The organism is Pedobacter sp. W3I1, from assembly GCF_030816015.1.
Lineage (GTDB): Bacteria > Bacteroidota > Bacteroidia > Sphingobacteriales > Sphingobacteriaceae > Pedobacter.
This window is the reverse complement of the sequence record NZ_JAUSXN010000001.1, coordinates 4,135,389-4,153,614: the sequence shown is the minus strand read 5'-3', so window position 1 is coordinate 4,153,614 and position 18,226 is coordinate 4,135,389. Positions and strand designations below refer to the sequence as shown.

The window sequence follows — 18,226 nt, the reverse complement described above, 5'->3', positions numbered from 1 at the left end:
ATGTTCATTTCCGAACAGTGCTTGTGCGGGAGCGAACAGTTTTTAGGGATGGAAAGTTGAATGGAAGTCGGGTTGCCTCAAAAAATCATTTATTCGGCGCAGTAAGTCAATCTGGAAAATAGCAGGTGCCATGCTATTTAAATCGTTAAGTACAAATAGATTGTATTCGTTATTTTATTAAAATTTAGGGTATATTGAGTTCGTAGTTTTGAATAAAAATCACGATGTCAGTAAAAATTAATCGCCAGACACAGCAGAAATTTCAACAATTATTCATCATTATCCTCGCCTGGATGATGACTGGGGTTATAATTGCTGTTTTTGAGGATCTTGTACTCCATACCCGAAATTCTTTAGGACCAGTGCCTGGTTATACCTTAATTTCATCGATTGTACTAAATGCAGTTATTGGTCTTTTTGGGGCACTGTTAGGTGGGAGTTTACTGGTATTCTTTATAAATGTAAAATACAACGATAAGCCTTATGGTTATACCCTTTTAATTGTAGCAGGATCGTTTTTAGGGATTATTTTAATCGTAAATGAGATACTGAGCCTCTATGAACTGGGCGATTCGAAAAGATTTTTAAAAAACGGATTGGTATGGGCCATTGTGGTTTCCATTACACAGTTACTGCTACAGATAAACAGTAAGTTTGGGCAAGGGATTTTCTGGGATATTATTAGGGGAAAGTACAATACACCTAAAGAAGAATCACGAATCTTTATGTTTCTCGACCTAAACTCATCAACCGCCATTGCCGAGAGTCTCGGCGATAAAAAATACCATGAATTACTAAAAGATATATTTATAGATATTACCAATCCTATTTTAGAAAATAGGGGAGAAATATACCAATATGTAGGTGATGAGGTGGTAATTGCATGGCGTTATGATGAAGGATTAAGGAACAATAAATGCATCAATTGTTTTTTCGATATTAAAGCACATCTATTTTTTCTGAAGGGTAAATACCACGAAAAATATGGCTTACTACCTTCTTTTAAAGCAGGTATTCACTGTGGAAAGATTATAGCAGGCGAAGTGGGGATTATAAAACGGGATATTACCTACTCCGGAGATGTGCTGAATACCACTTCCAGAATCCAGCATATGTGTAAGGAGTTTAACCAGGAGATGCTGGTATCGATAGTGCTAATTGAAGAACTCCAGTTAACAGACCGTTATACCACCCAAATGTTAGGTGCAATTAAACTCCGCGGCAAGGAAAAAGAAATGCAGCTCGTAGCTGTAAAGCCTGTTTATACACGCTAAGTTTAAAGTTGTAAATCCTCTTAACTACAGCGCTATAAATACTGTAATAATTTCTTTACTAAAGAAGCAGGACAGAGCAGGTCGCTTCTTTTTTTAAATTATTATAGATTGGCTTGATTAACCATTTATAAACCCCTATATGTTTTGTTCCCATTTAGGAGCAATGATATAGCTTGAGCCATCTATTATGTTTGTTTTTACCAATCTGATTAAAACTTCGGGATCTAAAATATTATTCCTTTGTTCTGCAATGTGCGCCGGAGTACCAGTTTTTGCTCAATATGTAGAACATAAGGGGAATGATGTTACCTCGCCGCTACATCTGTTAAAACCAGCCTATGTTACACCTTATGGTGAAACAAAAATGGCAGATATTAAAGTATCGCTGGATCGCGTTTTTAACTACCTGGATAAAACGACCCCTTTCGAACTGATAGATAAGGTTTCGGGAAAAGTGGTTTCGGATTTAAGGAAAGCAGATTCCACTTCGATATTTAAACCTGGAGACTATCGTTTAACGAGTTACGAATGGGGCGTTACCTATACCGGTATGTTAGAGGTTGCTACTGCCACAGGAGATCAAAAATTTAAGGAATATACCGTTAAGCGGGTGAATTTTTTGGCAGCCGTTGTTTCTGCCTATCAAAAATATTTAAAAACAAATAAAGGAGCGGTAACACCTATTCGTTCGGTCATAGATCCGCATGCATTAGACGATGCGGGTTCTATTGCGGCTGCAATGATTAAGACCCAACGAACAGGAGAAGTGAAAGCCGATCTCCGACCGGTTATAGATCATTATTTAAATTACATCATGACCAAAGAGTTCCGTTTGAAAGACGGTACACTGGCCAGGAACAGGCCACATCCCAATACACTATGGCTTGATGATCTTTATATGAGCCTCCCGGCCATTGCCCAAATGGGTGTGTTAACCGGAGAGGCTAAATATTTTGACGAAGCAGTGAAACAATACAGGTTATTTGCCGAACGGATGTTTAACCCGGAAAAAGGTTTGTATATGCACGGTTGGGTTCAGGATATGGACCCTCATCCCCAGTTTCATTGGGCGAGGGCCAACGGCTGGGCACTTATGACCAAGATAGAACTGCTGGATGCCTTGCCTGTAAACCATCCCGATAGACCTTACCTATTGAAAATGTTAAAAGCACATGTAAAAGGCCTGGCAGCTTTGCAGGATGGAACAGGTTTTTGGCATCAGCTTTTAGATCGTAACGATTCTTATTTAGAAACCTCAGCTACCGCTATTTATAGCTATTGCATTGCCCGTGCAGTAAACAAAGGCTGGCTTGATGCCAAAGCTTACGGCCCTATGGCGCTATTGGCCTGGAATGCCGTAAGCACTAAAATAAACGCAAACGGTCAGGTAGAAGGTACATGCGTAGGTACAGGGATGGGTTTCGATCCTGCGTTTTACTATTATAGACCTGTAAATGTTTTTGCTGCGCATAGTTATGGCCCGGTGCTTTTGGCGGGAGCAGAAACTTATCGGTTATTACAACAACACCCCTTCGTAATAAACGATAGTTCAGTACAGATGTATAAATAACAACACTACTTTTAATCAAAATAACGATGAAATATATATCCTGTTCATTTCTTTTTGCCGTTTTTACCTGCATGCTTGTGTTTAATCATCACCCTGGTTACGCACAGATAGGTAAACGTTTTCCTTCAGAAAGAAAAGTGCTCAAAGATCCCGTTACAGGTGTTGTGCTTACTTTTCTAACCACTACGCCTGCCGGAGATTCGAAGATTTATCAAACGCATAACCAGTGGACTGCTGATGGGCAATGGCTCATCTTCCGGTCGGGAAGGGTTAAAGGAGAGGCAATGGCAGTAAATGAGCAAACGGGAGATCTTATTCAGGTTACCGAAGGTGGATACACCGGGATGTTGAACGTAGCCAGAAAATCGATGAAGCTCTATTTTATGCGGAATATTGATTCGGGCAAACGCGTAGTGAAAATTATAGAGGTAGATCTGGCTAAGGTGTTTGCAGATAGTAAATCTGGAAAAATGAAACCCGTATCGGCTTATGAACGCATTTGTGGAACTACACCCGAAGAAATTGGTGCAGGTGGCGATATGGCACTTGATGGTGACGAAAACTGGGCTTATTTCAGGGTAGGTAAGGCAGAAGCGGCTAAACATCTTGCGGCAGGAACTAAACTCGAACCAAACTTTGGGCCACGGAAAATGGGCGCTGGCCCTTCGGGTATTGCAGGGATGAATATCCACACCGGCGAAATTAAATATGTAGTTTCCGTTCCTTTTCAGATAGGACATATACAAACCAATCCCTGGCTTGCCGGCGAAATTATTTTTTGCTGGGAAACCGGAGGGAAATCGCCACAACGAACCTGGACCGTATTGGCTGATGGAACAGGATTACGGCCGTTATATCCGGAGGCCGATTATGAATGGGTTACCCACGAAGCCGTAATTTCGCGAGATGAGGTAGCCATGGCCATTATGGGGCACAGGCCTATACCCAGAACAAGTGCGGTATCTGCGCCGCAAACTGGGGTAAATGGTGCTAATCCCGGACAAGAAAATGCCTGGGGACCATCGGGTACACGTGAAAAGCCTACCGGGCTGGCCATTGTAAATTTAAGAACAAGGGAAATGAGAATTGAAGGGCAAACGCCAACGGGTAGCGGGCTTTGGCATGTAAGCGGTTCGCCAGATGGCAAGTGGGCAGTTGGCGACGATTTTTCGAGAAGCATTTATCTCATTAACAGGAAAACACATGAAATGAAATTGCTTTCGGCAGGACATAAGCAAACAGCAGCAGATCATCCGCATCCTACCATGAGCCCCGATGGTAAAAAAATCGAAATTCAATCTGCGATGTTATCAAAAGATAATCGTTCTATGAATATCTGTGTAATTTCTATACCAGAAGCATGGATGGATACTAAAAAGCATTAAACAAAGCATCATTATTCTGGATAATATGCAACTACGAATTGCAGGATAGCCTTAATATGTTGTCTTATTTCTTGTACTATTAATATTTTTTTTGATTAGAAATGCCGCGACTAATTTTTTTTTAAAGGCGCTTAGTCTTGTTTAAAACGATTTACCTATACTGGATATGGATATAATCTTTTTATGATAATATTTTATAGTAAAAAGACAGGATAGTACAGGATGGAAATTTTGTTCCACCTTTATATATTTAAGAAATAATTCACTAACCAAATAACTTTTTAACCAACTATTTAATTAACGAACGTTAATACGATTCTATGCAATAAAAATCTACTCACCCCTTTAAGTCAGTTTACGCATTTTTAATTTCTAATTGATTTAGATCCATAGCTTTTTATTGCCCAGTATTTAATGGCCGTTTATCCAATGAAATTGCTATGAGTAAAATTTTACAAAAATTTTTAATCGTTAATTTAACGATTATATTCATTCTCAGCGCTTGCCGGAAAAAAGAATTTGATGAGTTCTATGGCCGTCCTGAAACATTAGCCGATCCAATTTATCAACAACTCCAGGCCAAAGGAAATTTTACCAGATTTTTAGATTGTATAGATAAATCGGGCTATAAAGAAACTTTAAGTACTGCAGGTTCTTGGACGGTTTTTGCACCAACAGATGCGGCTTTTACCACCTACATGTCTGAGAACAACTTAACCGAAATAAATGCCACGCTGGCTTCGGCAATTGTACGTTATTCAATGACTTACGATGGAGAGAAAGTAGAACGTTTAAGCGATAACTTAACGGCAAAAGGTTTTGTTAAAAATGTTGGTTTTAGGCGACGTACCGTTTATTACGATTTTGTTTACGATGGCGTAGACAACGATGGTAAAGCGATAAAGGTAATTGCGGGTAACCGTAACGGACCTTATTTACCAACCGATTTTAATAATAAAAACCTGCCCTTTTTTCTTAGTCCCTTCGTCACTTTTGCTGGCATTAGTGCTTTAGATTATAATTATTTTTATCCAAATACCGAGTATACCGGAAAAAATGTTGGCCCGGGAAAAATTATCGAACAAGATATTGTAGCCGAAAATGGCGTCATCCATATTGTAGATAAGGTGCTTACACCGCCACAAAGCATCGATCAGTATATCAGCACTAAGGCGCAGTATGGCGCTTTTAAATCCCTTTTGGATAAATATGTAAGCTATAACTTAAATACTGATATTACCCATCGCTACCAGGTGTTAACAGGTAAGAGCGATAATGTTTACGCTAAAAACTATAGTGTATTGCTTGGTTTTTCGCCTAATAACGAAAATTACCTAAAAGAAGATGCCAACGATGCACAGATTGGTATGTATACCATTTTTGCACCAACTGATGAAGCCGTAGAGGCTTATGCAAAGGTGCTGTTAAAATACTATGCAAAAAACAGGTTACAGCCCGGAAATTATAAAGCACAGCTGAACGAACTGTTTTCTTTAAGGTCCGATATCATCAGGGATTTTATCAATTCTCATTTATACAGAACTACCGTATGGCCAAGTAAGTTTAATACGGTTAACAGCTTTTTAGGCGAAGCCACTAAACTTACGCCTGCAAATGTGGTAGACAAACAATTTTTAAGTAATGGATTGTTTTATGGCGTAAATGCTGCCCAAAATGCCAATGTATTTTCGACGGTTTACGGAAAAGTAAATCTAGATCCTACCTATTACATTATGAAACAGGCGCTTGATGTATTGGGTTATGCCATTCCGATCAAAACAGCCTCTTTAAAATACATTGTTATTCCCATTCCTGATGCCACATTGGTCAGTTTAGGATTTTCATACGATCCCTTTTATCCTTCATCACCTATCAGGGGCGACCTGAATATTTTAAGGCGACTCTTGCAAACGCATATTATCCCATTGGGCGACCATGCGGTACCAAATTTTGCTACAACAGCTGGTATTCTGGAAACTCAGGGTGGCGAATACATTAAGTACAATAACGGTTTTTTCTCTTCAGCAGGTACAGAAGATCTGCCAGCAGTTGCAGATAAAAGTATTAAGATTGATTCGGTTGCCACAGCTGTTAATGGTGCTGATGCTTATGCCGCTAAAGTACTCATGTATACGGTACTCCCGGTAAGCAAGCATATCGAAAAATACGGTACTTTAACAACCGATCCTTATTATTCTTTCTTTCAATATCTTAAAAATAACGTAACGCTTTATACAGCGGTAACAGGTGCAATTCAGGGGGTTACCGATGGAAGCGCTTACACTGTTTTTATCCCAACCAATGCGGCTATGCAAGCTGCGGTAACCGCCGGATTATTGCCAAAACTAGCCAACGGAACACCAAACTATACGCCAACAGATGCCGCAGATATTAGCAAGGTGGCTAAATTTATTCAATACCATATTATTAAAAGTACGGTAGCAAGCGATGGACAGAAAACGGGTTCTTTTGAGAGTTTGCTTAAAAATGATTCGGGCGATGCGGCTAAGGTTACTGTATTTACCAATACCACCAATACACTCACACTAAGAGATGTAACCAATACTTCTGTTAATGTTTTGCTTGGTACAACCGATAGAAGCAACGTGTTATCTAACAGAACGGTGATTCACCAAATCAATTCTTATTTAAAATATCAATTCTAAACCGAGATGACTAAAAGATATAATTATAGTTTTTTTATTTTACTATGCTGTTTGTTGGTATCATCCCTAACCCATGCACAACAAATTAACTATGTAAAGGGTAAGGTTATTGATAAAAAAGATAAACAGCCTATTATAGGTGCATCTGTTGTAATTGTTGATAAAGATAAAAGGGTAATTAAAGGCGTTTCGACAGATATTGATGGAAATTATTCGTTGCCGGTAGCAGATAAAACCTATAGGATATCGGTTTCATATATTGGTTATAAGTCTTCGGCGCCAGTTAATATCGATAAGGCAGTGATCAATTTTCAATTGGAATCGGCCGATAACCAGATGGATGAAGTTCAGATTGTTTCGAGGGCAAAAACAAATAATGGAAGTGGTATGACGATTGATAAACGCGATCAGACTTCGGCTACAGTTACCATCGATGCCAAAGAACTTGAAGACCTCCAGTCAGCATCGATTGATCAGGCCCTGCAAGGCCGTATGGCTGGAGTTGATATTACCGCCAGTACGGGCGATCCGGGTGCGCCCATGCAGATCCGTATCAGGGGTACATCTTCCATCAACGGTGCTACCGATCCGTTAATTGTATTGGATGGTATGCCATACGATATTACCATTCCTTCTGATTTTAATTTTGCCACATCTGATGAGAACAATTATGGTCAGTTATTAAATATTGCCCCATCTGATATTAAAGAAATTAGTGTACTGAAAGATGCGGCAGCCACGGCAGTATGGGGATCGAGAGCAGCAAACGGGGTATTGATTATTACTACAAAAAGAGGTTCAATTGGTCCGCCAGCTATTTCCTATAACTTTAAAGGTTCATATTCTAAACAACCAAGTCCAATCCCAATGTTGAATGGTAACCAATATTCATCACTTGTTTTGGAAGAATATTATAATGCGGGCCGTCAGTTTTCTACTTCGGAATATGCAAAACAATTTCAATATGATCCAAACGATCCCTACAATTATTATAACTATAGCAACAATACCGATTGGCTATCAGCCATTACCAAGATAGGTTACCTGCAAGATCATAACCTCTCTATTTCTGGAGGTGGTGAAAAAGCCCGGTACCGTGCCTCAGTAAATTATTTTAACCAAACAGGTACTACCATTGGCACCGATTTAAACCGGGTTTCGGCAAGGGTAAACTTAGATTACATGGTATCGAACAAAATCAGGTTTAGTTCTGATATTTCTTATACACACATCGATCAGAACGGACTTTTTACACAAAATGTTAGAGATGTAGCTTATACCAAAATGCCTAACCAGAGCATTTACGAGTACGATGAGTATGGAAATTTAACTTCAAACTTCTTCAGCCCTGCGGCAACAGCACAAGGATCTTTCCTCTATAATTTTGACAATAAAAAAGTAACTGGAACTTTTAATCCATTGGCTATGGCTGCTGCAGGCAGTAACCACCAATTGGGTGAGCGTATTACACCAAAATTTAGTTTACAGTACGAAATTTTACCAAGTGTGCTGCGTTTAAACGGAAGTTTTATGGTGAACATTAACAACACCAAGGTAAAAACTTTCCTTCCTCAAATTGCAACAGGCCGCCCTTACACCGAATCGGTTGTGAATACAGCTTCAGATGCTGATGGCGATTCATTTACCATGAACACCAGTATGACATTGGCCTATACACCGAAATTGAACGATAGACACGATATCATAGGTTTTTTACGCTTCGATAGCGAAGATAGCCGCAGAACCGGGCAGTACTTGTTTTCTACCAATACGGCATCATCGTATTTATCCGACCCTTCGGTTGATAGCCGTACCAATTACACAGGTTCTGCAAGCTCATCACTAGGCCAAACCAGGTCGGTCGGCTTATTGGCTAACGTTCAATACAAATTTTTAGACCGTTACATCATCAACGGTAGTATCAGGGGCGACGGTAATTCCAGGTTTGGTGCCGCTAACCGATATGGTCTTTTTCCTTCAGTTTCTGGCCGTTGGCGGATCTCTGGCGAACCTTTTATGAAAAAGGCAAATAAATATGTCGATGATTTTAGTTTAAGGGCCAGTTACGGTAAAAGTGGTAACGTGCCGCGTAACGATTATTCTTACTTTAATATTTATCAGAATTACGGTTTTAGTTACCTGGATAATGCCGGGGTATACTCTACCAATATGGAATTAACCGATTTAAGATGGGAAACTGTTACTCAATCCAATCTAGGTATTACCTTGAATCTCTTTAAAAACTTAAATATCGATTTCGATTTATACCGTAAACGTACAACCGATCTGTTTTATCCGGGTTTACAGGTGCCGAGTTATAACGGTTATGGTGGGGTTGATATGAACGTGGGTACAATGGATAACCAGGGCTGGGAGGTAAACCTGAATGCCACCGTGATTAAAAAGAAAAAGATAAGATTAGACCTCTCTTTCAATATTGCGCATAATGAAAATGTGATCCGTGAGGTTTCACCTTTATATCCAAGAGAAAACAAAGCTAAAGTAACCAGCAACAATGTATACAAAGTATTTGTGCAGGAAAATAATCCTTTCGGGTCGTTTTATGGCTTCAAATTCAAAGGAGTATATCCTGATAAAAACGCAACAGTTGCATTGGATGAGAATGGAAACCAGATTGTTGGGCCGAACGGCGATAAAATTTATATGCGTTTTGCCTATCCATCAATCGATTATGTTTTCCAGCCGGGGGATGCCATGTATGAAGATATTAACCATGACGGGAACATCGATTATAAAGATATTGTGTACCTGGGTAACGGTAACCCGAAACTAACAGGCGGATTTGGATCTAACCTAACCATCAACGGAAACCTTCGTTTAGGCTTTAACTTCACTTTCCGTACCGGGTACGATATTATTAACGGCACTAAAATTAGCACCACCAATATGTATGGTTTTAATAACCAAAGTACAGCTGTATTGCGCAGGTGGAAAAAAGAAGGAGATGTTACCGATATGCCAAGGGCGATGTATGGTACAGGCTATAACTTTTTAGGTTCCGACCGATACATTGAAGATGGATCATTTTTAAGATTGAGCTCGGTGGTGTTAAGGTACGATTTTGGCAAAACCTTTATGAAGAGATTGGGTATGAAATCGCTTACCACCAATCTTACCGTTCAGAATATTTTAACATTTACCAAATATACTGGTCAGGACCCTGAAGTGCCAATTAAATTAAATGGATCGAACACGGTGATAGATAACTCTACTACACCGCCAATTAAGACAATTACTTTCGGTTTAACTGCTAACTTTTAATTCAAAACTGATGAAAAATATTTTATATAGCGCTTGTTTAGTAATGATGCTGGTGATGAGCAGCTCGTGTAACAAATGGCTCGATCTTCAACCCAGAGATGGGATTACAAGACAGGAATTCTGGAAAACGAAAGAAGATGTTTTAGCAGCAGTTTCTGGTTGTTACACCTCTTTACTGGCGCCTCCTCCGGGTATTGGTGATAAATCTTTATTGGAGTACATGTTTATGTATGGCGAGCTTAGGGCCGATATGATTGCTGGCGGACCTAGTATTACGACAGAAGAAACGGATATTATTAATGTAAATATTACCCAGGATAATACAACTGCAAGATGGGCAGCATTTTACCGTACCATTAACTATTGCAATACGGTGCTCGATTTTGCTCCTGGCGTTAAAGCTACCGACCCCACTTTTACTGATGCAGCATTAAACGGTTACGTGGCAGAAGCACTTACCTTAAGAAGCTTAATGTATTTTTACCTGTTACGTACTTTTAGAGATGTACCATTAAAATTAACCGCCACCGTAAAAGATACCGATTTACAGGATCTGCCAAAAACCAAACAGGCTGATATTTTAAAACAGATTGTTGCCGACTTAAAAAAAGCAGAACAAGGAGCGGTTACCACTTATGGTAGCACCAGGTTTGATAAGGGAAGGGTAACCAAATTTACCGTAAACGCTTTGTTAGCCGATGTGTACCTGTGGATGGAAGATTATCCGAACTGTATTACCGAGTGTAATAAAATCATCAGTTCGCAAAGATTTGCCTTGGTTGGCGCAGCTGGCTGGTACAATAATGTGTTTTTTAAAGGTTCATCCATCGAAACCATATTTGAATTTGACCAGGCGATAGAAAACCCATTTTATAATTTATTGGTAAATAGCAAACGACGTTTTATCGGTTCCCCATTTTTGAGTACCGAAATCTTTATTCCGGATGATGTTGATCCGGATAATAACTATGACATCCGACCAGGATCTTATTATAATTCGGCTTTTACCATCCAAAAATATGGCATAGAAAATCCATCTTATGTAAAATGGCAGGCTTATCGTTATTCCGATATCATGATGATTAAAGCCGAAGCATTGGCTTTAACCGGCGGCGGTGTAGAAGCTTTGGCATTGGTTGATGAACTGAGATTAAGACGTAACGCTGTAAATGCTACAAAATCTACTGTAGACCCTTCAGAAACAGAAGCTTTATGCGATTATATTTTGGCCGAACGTGCCAGAGAATTTGCTTTTGAAGGCAAAAGATGGTTCGATCTTTTACGCAATGCCAAACGCAATAACTATAGCCGCATTGATATTCTGTTAGATCTTGCAGCCAAAACAGTATCGCCTACACTTCAACAATCGGCCATTACCAAATTTAGAGATCCCAATAGCCATTACTTGCCGATTTATCAAAGTGAGTTATTTACAGATCCTAATCTTGTACAAAATCCATTTTATACTAAATAGAATAAGTGATATGAAAATGAAATTAGACATCCGGAAAATTACCTATTTGGTCATATTCAGCGCATTGATAATCTTCGTGATTAATGCCTGTAAAAGAGAAAGTTTAACATTAAGTACCACTGACGATGTAAACATTACCGGATTTTTGGAAAAAAACCCCGATAAATTTTCTTTGTTTACCCAAATTTTAGAAAGATCGGGTACAAAAGGATATTTGGCAGCTTATGGTAAATATACCATGTTTACGCCCGATAACAATGCAGTGAACGATTGGTTGAAAAGTTTAAATAAAACAACAGTCGATCAATTATCAGCCGCAGAGCTAAAAGACGTTGTTCGTTTCCACGTTTTACCAGATACCGTTGCCACAGGTAAATTTACCGATGGTAAGTTAACGCAGATTACCCTTTATGGTCAGTATCTGCAAACAGGCGTTACCTTTAAAGACGGCGTAAGTAGTTATATCATCAACAAACAGGCATTGATTACCCAGTCGAACGTTCGCGTAGGCAATGGAATTATCCACGTTATCGATCATGTGTTAATCCCTTCAACTAAAACACTGGCTTCAACCATCGAAGGCAATAACAGGTATAGCATTTTTACCCAGGCCTTAAAAGAAACCGGTTTTTACGACTCGTTAAACTATGTACAAGCTGTAATTCCCGACACTACACGTCGTTTTCAGACGGTAATTCTAGAATCCGATTCGGCATTACAAGCTGCAGGTTTTAACAATTACGCTGCTTTAAAAGCCAAACTTTCAAAAACAGGCAATCCGAAAAGCCATGCCGATAGTTTGTGGATGTATGTAGCTTACCATATTTCAACAGGGGCAAGTTATACACCAGATATTGTTTCTTCGCCTTCACTGGCAACATTAGTGCCTAGTGAAATTATAACCACAAAATTAGTGGGAACGAAAATCTTATTAAATGATGATGAATTTAACGGCGTAATTGAACCCGGCGTAGAAGTAAACAGAACTTTTAGTAATGTTACCACCTCAAATGGGGTTTTACACGAATCGAAAGGTTTTTACAAAATTAAACCAAGGGTACCTACAGGTGTTTTCTTCGATATTGGCGATCAGCCGGAACTAAAATTACTGGCTGCCTGGCGGGCACCCGGACAAACCATTCAGCTTTTACAAAATGGAAAGTTAATTACAGCAGGCATCAGGCTCGATGCTTACAGAGCAGGCACAATTGGTCCTGTTTATGCCGTATCGTCAACACCAATCGGTGCATCTGATGGTAGGAGTTATGCCAACAGAGATGTAATTCAGTTTAACCCAACCACCAGTAATACTTTACGTTCTATCTGGATGGAAATCAGAACTCCTATGCTGGTAAAAGGTAAATACAAAGTTTGGATCTGTTATACCTACAATGGCTCCGGACCGCTTACACAGGTTGGGGTAGATGTGGGCACAACACAAGAACAGTTACTGCCAAACCTGGTCGATTTTGCCCAAACATTAACCAGTTCTGGTGTGCCTACCGCCAATGCTGCTTTGCCTTCTGCAGATGGGTTAATGTTAACCAACGGTTTTAAACGCTACATGGCTACCACTGCCGAAGTAAGTAATGGTGTAAATGGTTTACAGCCCATCGCACAAAATAATTTATGGTCGGTTATGGTCGGGAAATTGGCTGGGGTAGTCGATATTAAAACAACAGATAAACACTGGGTAAGGTTTACTACGCTGCGTGGTAATGGAAGCGGGATTATGAATATGGATATGATTCACTTTATTCCAATTGACGATGATCAGAACTATCCAAGATTTAGTCCGTCGGGTCTGATTTATAAACGCCCATAACCAATTGAGCCATAGAACTAATAATATAAATAATGACTAGAAAATATATAATATACGTTGCCCTGCTCAGTATCAGTACAGTTTTATATTCCTGTAAAGATAACCTGGAACTGCATAACGAGCTTACCAATGTAGATAACAGTTTAGACCTTGCTCAAAAGCTCGATGCCCAGGCCAGCCTAAGCATTTTTAACGGTTATGTTAAAACTACAGGTTATGATAAGGTGCTTGCAGGTGCACAAAATTATACGGTTTGGGCACCAACCAATCAGGCTTTAGCCAATTTAGATGCTGCAATTGTTTCTGATCCCGTAAAATTGAAAGATTTTGTGGCCAACCATATTGCACTGTCTACTTATCCATTAAATAAAGAAGGCGATACCACAAGGTTAAAACTGCTTAATAATAAGTTTGGTGTTTTTACCAGCACTAAATTCGAAGAAGGCAGTGTTGCTGGCGCTGGCCAGTTTGTAAAAAACGGGGTATTGTATACCGTAGATCAAGCTGTTCCAACCAAACAGAATATTTGGGATTACATGCTGAGCAGTACTGATGGGGCTTTGCAAAAGAACTACATTAATAACCTGTCGGTTACCGTTATCGATACCGCAAACGCTATTGTTATTGGTTATAACGCATTAGGTAATCCAATTTTTGCACCTAATCCGCCAATGATATCCAGAAATACTTATTGGGTAAATGTAGCCGATTTGAGAGATGAAAGTCAGCAATACACTTATTTTATATTGCAGGATGCTGCTTTTACAGCCGAATCTTCAAAACTCGCTGCCTATTACCCAAGTGTAGATCCGAATTTAAATGCTTCGTTCTTTATGGTTAAAGATTTAACCATAAAGGGTGTTTATCCAATTGAAAAACTGCCAGATACACTTATTTCTTTAAAAGGTGTAAAAGTACCAATCAATAAAGCCAATATCATTCGCTCATACCGTGCAAGTAACGGGATGGTACATGTGGTAAATGCTTTGCCTTTCCGTTTAAAAGATAAAATACCTGAATTTAAAATCGAGGGCGAAAAACCACAGTTCATTAGTGCTGCACGAACACTTTTATACCGTACAAAGCTTGATAATTTAGGAAAAACCTTTAACGATATTGAGGTTTACGATCACAAGTATGCAGAGTTTGGGGTGTTCTATGTCAAAGCCAATTTACCAGTGGTAAAATACAAAGTTTACGCAAGGGCCATTTCTGGTTTGCCGGGCGATCCGCAGGTGGCGGCATTTACGCAGCGTTATTTCTTTTTTAACCCTGCCACAGTAAGTTATACGTTGTTTTATACCCATCTGGTAAATCCCTTAACCTATAACGAAACCTATTTAGGAGAATATACGCCAGCACAGTTTGGCAATTTTCAGGTGAGGTTAACCGCTGCAAACAGTACGAGTGTAAATGTAAGTACACTCATATTGGATTATCTCCGCTTCGAACCAGTTTTACCTTAATTATGAATCTTGCTTTCAAAAAAAATACTATGTATAATTTTACAACGATAAAAAAAGTTTGGGGCATATTAATTTGCTTACTGGTGTTTGGCTTAGCTGCACAGGCACAGGAAGTGGATTCGATGAAAACCGAAACAGATACCACTACCGTAAAAGTAAAAGTCCGGGCAGTAAAGGGCGAAAAGATCAGGGGAGTTGTGCTCGATGGGAATACCAATAAGCCTTTAGTGGGAATTAATATTACTGTTACTGGTTTCAACGCTGCCATTACCGACGAAAAAGGAAGGTTTACTGTAGTCGTACCCGATTATAAGGCCAGCATTATTATTTCAGGTAATGGTTTCCAGACTAAGGTGTTACCCGTTTACAAAGAAAAAGAAATCAGAACCAAACTTTACCCTTTGTCATTTACCTCGGTTTACAACGAAGTAGTTACCCCAATCGGCACAATTTCTCAGGCACGGGCAATCCCTGCCATCAGTAATGTCAGTTTGCAAGGCAACTGGGCCAGTAACTCTGAAAGTGTAATGAGTTACATTCAGGGCAGGGCAGCAGGAGTTAAAGTTACCAGGCGCTCCGGAACACCCGGTGTGGGTGCCGATGTGCTCATCAGAGGGTTTAACTCTTTGTATGCTACAAATCAGCCTTTATATGTGGTTGATGGAATGATTTTCGATACCAATAATTATGGCACTTCGCTTATTAAAGGTCATGTTAACAACCCGCTACAATTTATAGATGTCAGGGATATTGAAAACATCAGTATCATTAAAGATGCAGCTTCGGCGGCAACTTATGGCGTAAAGGCGGCAAATGGAGTGGTATTAATTACCACCAACCGTGCACACGACCTGGCCACCAATATCGATTTTTCTGGCTATGCAGGTTTCAATTTCAAACCTAAAAACCTGCCTGTAATGGGGGCTGCTGATTACAGGTTATACCTTTCAGATATCTTAAAAAGCCAGGGTTTGAGCAATAGCGCTATTGCCGCAAAGCCTTATATGAATGATAGTGCAACCAATCCCGATTATTTTAAATACCACAACGAAACCGATTGGCAGAATGAGGTATTAAAAAGCAGTTTCGACCAGAATTATTTTTTAAAGGTAACCGGGGGTGATAATATTGCCAAGTATGCTCTTTCTGCTGCTTATGCCAGAGATCGGGGCGTAATTGATAGTACCGATAATTTGAAATACAGCACACGCTTTAATAGTGATTTAAATCTGACTAAAAAATTGCAGGGAAGCACCAGTTTATCGTTTACCTACACCGAGCAGCGTTTAAAAGACCAGGGAATTGCTCCAGTAACCAATCCGCTGTTTTTAGCTTTGGTTAAATCGCCTTTTATGGCCAGGAATGAAATAAATTCAACCGGAGCCGTTTCACCAAATTTAGCCGATTACGATACCTTACAGGTGAGTAATCCGAGAGCTTTAATTGAGAAAGGACAAAATTTGAAAAAGGCTTACCGATTTTATGGTAACATCAATTTCGATTTTACTTTCAACAAAAACTTTAAATTATCTAACCTAAGTGGGGTAACTTACGATAAAACACAGGAAACGCTTTTTATTCCACGAAAAGGAGTAACCAACGATACGCTTTCCAATTATGTAGGCGATAGCCGTTTAGGTACACAAGTAGGCAGATTTTTTAATGTGTTTAACGATCTGCGCTTAACTTACGATCAATCTTTCGGTTTATACAGCAAACTACATGCAATTGTAGGAACACGTTACTCGCAGAGCGAAAGTGAACAGGATTATGCTTTGGGTTTTAACTCTGCAACAGATGAACTGATTAGTATTGGGAACAGTAATGCTGCTTTTAGAACATTTGGCGGTGATATTGGGAAATGGCGTACACTAAACAATTACCTGTCTGCAAATTATAGTTATGCCGACAAATACCTGGCTAATTTTTCGATGGCCGTTGATGGTTCTTCACGCTTTGGCACAAAGGCCGGTCAGGGTTTCTTAAACTTCGACGATGGTTTGAGGATTAATGGGAGTCGTTATGCCGTTTTACCCGCCATTGGTGCCGCCTGGATCATCTCTTCAGAGCAATTTATGCGAAATTTAAACCGGGTTGACCTCCTGAAATTAAGAATGAGCTATGGTTTAGTTGGAAATGATGATGTAGGAAATTATACTGCCAGAAAATATTATACCTCTCAGAATGTATTGGGTATTAGGGGGATCGTAACCGGCAATTTTGCCAATCCGAATCTCCAATGGGAAACCGTACGCAAGTTTAATACCGGTATAGATGGCTCCTTTTTTAGTGAGCGTCTGAGTATCAGTTTAGACTACTGGAGAAACAGCACGAAAAATATGTTAAGCTATCAGTTGCTGAGTGTTGTTACCGGTACAGCTTCCTTTATCAACAATAATGGTGGTATGCAGACGAATGGTTTAGATTTAGCCCTAAACGGCCGGATTTTAAATAAAGGATTAAAATGGGATGCGGGTTTAACCATTGGTACTTCGACCAATAAAATGACCAGTTTACCTGATGGGAATTCGGTTGTAACCAGTTATGCAGGTGGTGCTTATATCAGTCAGGTTGGTCAGTCGGCCAATCAGTTTTATGGCTATAAAACCAACGGGGTTTATACGACCAATGCAGAGGCCGCAGCCTCAGGTTTATCCAGCCGCAACAGTTTGGGGGCGCTGGTACCATTTACGGGAGGCGATGTTAGATTTACCGATAGCAATGGCGATAAAATAATTGATGATGCCGATCGTGCCGTTATTGGTAACCCAAATCCAGATTTATTTGGAAGCTTTAACAACACCTTCACCTACAAAAACTGGAGTTTAGATGCCTTGATCACTTTTGTTAGTGGTAACGATGTTTACAATTATACCAGAGCCCAGTTAGAATCTGGAAGCACTTATTACAATCAAACGCCAAACATTAATAACAGATGGAAAGGTGATGGACAGGTTACATCGGTACCGAAAGCGACCTATGGCGATCCGGTAGGGAATGCCCGTTTTTCTGACCGCTGGATAGAAGATGGCTCTTATTTACGTTTGAGAACCGTTAATGTAACCTATAATGTACCCTTAAAACTGAAAGCCATTAAGTACGCAAAAATTTATGCTACTGCTAATAACCTGTTTACCGTAACCAATTACTTAGGCTATGATCCGGAATTTAGCAACTCCGGAACTTTATTTAGTCAGGGCGTAGATACCACACTTGAACCTCAGTTCAGGTCGTTTCAACTAGGCGTTAGAGTTGGATTATAATTAAGAAAGATATACTCATGA

At 39.7% G+C, this 18,226-nt stretch carries 9 protein-coding genes; all 9 read left to right on the top strand.

All coding sequences use genetic code 11. The features are described from left to right. Positions 1-224: 224 nt before the first annotated feature. The 9 genes from QF042_RS16970 (at position 225) to QF042_RS16930 (ending at position 18,205) form a co-directional block, all read left to right on the top strand. Positions 225-1,274 carry an adenylate/guanylate cyclase domain-containing protein gene (locus QF042_RS16970; protein ID WP_307530511.1) on the top strand — a complete coding sequence of 350 codons (1,050 nt, stop codon included), beginning with the start codon at positions 225-227 and terminating at the stop codon, positions 1,272-1,274. A gap of 187 nt (positions 1,275-1,461) precedes the next feature. Beyond that, a complete protein-coding gene (locus tag QF042_RS16965; protein ID WP_307530509.1) occupies positions 1,462-2,844 on the top strand; it encodes a glycoside hydrolase family 105 protein in 1,383 nt (460 codons plus the stop codon). A 26-nt stretch (positions 2,845-2,870) separates the two neighbouring features. Continuing rightward, entirely contained in the window at positions 2,871-4,229 is a 1,359-nt protein-coding gene (locus QF042_RS16960; RefSeq protein ID WP_307530507.1) for a hypothetical protein, read from the top strand. 440 nt (positions 4,230-4,669) lie between these two features. Continuing rightward, positions 4,670-6,895, top strand: coding sequence for a fasciclin domain-containing protein (locus tag QF042_RS16955; RefSeq protein WP_307530506.1), 2,226 nt, complete (start codon positions 4,670-4,672; stop codon positions 6,893-6,895). Between the two features lie 6 nt (positions 6,896-6,901). Beyond that, a complete protein-coding gene (locus QF042_RS16950; protein WP_307530505.1) occupies positions 6,902-10,177 on the top strand; it encodes a SusC/RagA family TonB-linked outer membrane protein in 3,276 nt (1,091 codons plus the stop codon). Positions 10,178-10,187: 10 nt separating this feature from the next. Beyond that, on the top strand, positions 10,188-11,651 hold the full coding sequence (locus tag QF042_RS16945) for a RagB/SusD family nutrient uptake outer membrane protein (protein ID WP_307530503.1): 1,464 nt from the start codon (positions 10,188-10,190) through the stop codon (positions 11,649-11,651). A gap of 10 nt (positions 11,652-11,661) precedes the next feature. Further along, positions 11,662-13,476 carry a fasciclin domain-containing protein gene (locus tag QF042_RS16940; RefSeq protein ID WP_307530501.1) on the top strand — a complete coding sequence of 605 codons (1,815 nt, stop codon included), beginning with the start codon at positions 11,662-11,664 and terminating at the stop codon, positions 13,474-13,476. Between the two features lie 32 nt (positions 13,477-13,508). Beyond that, positions 13,509-14,942 carry a fasciclin domain-containing protein gene (locus QF042_RS16935; RefSeq protein ID WP_307530499.1) on the top strand — a complete coding sequence of 478 codons (1,434 nt, stop codon included), beginning with the start codon at positions 13,509-13,511 and terminating at the stop codon, positions 14,940-14,942. Between the two features lie 29 nt (positions 14,943-14,971). Then, complete coding sequence (locus QF042_RS16930) at positions 14,972-18,205, top strand: SusC/RagA family TonB-linked outer membrane protein (protein WP_307530497.1); 3,234 nt, start codon at positions 14,972-14,974, stop codon at positions 18,203-18,205. Positions 18,206-18,226: the final 21 nt, after the last annotated feature.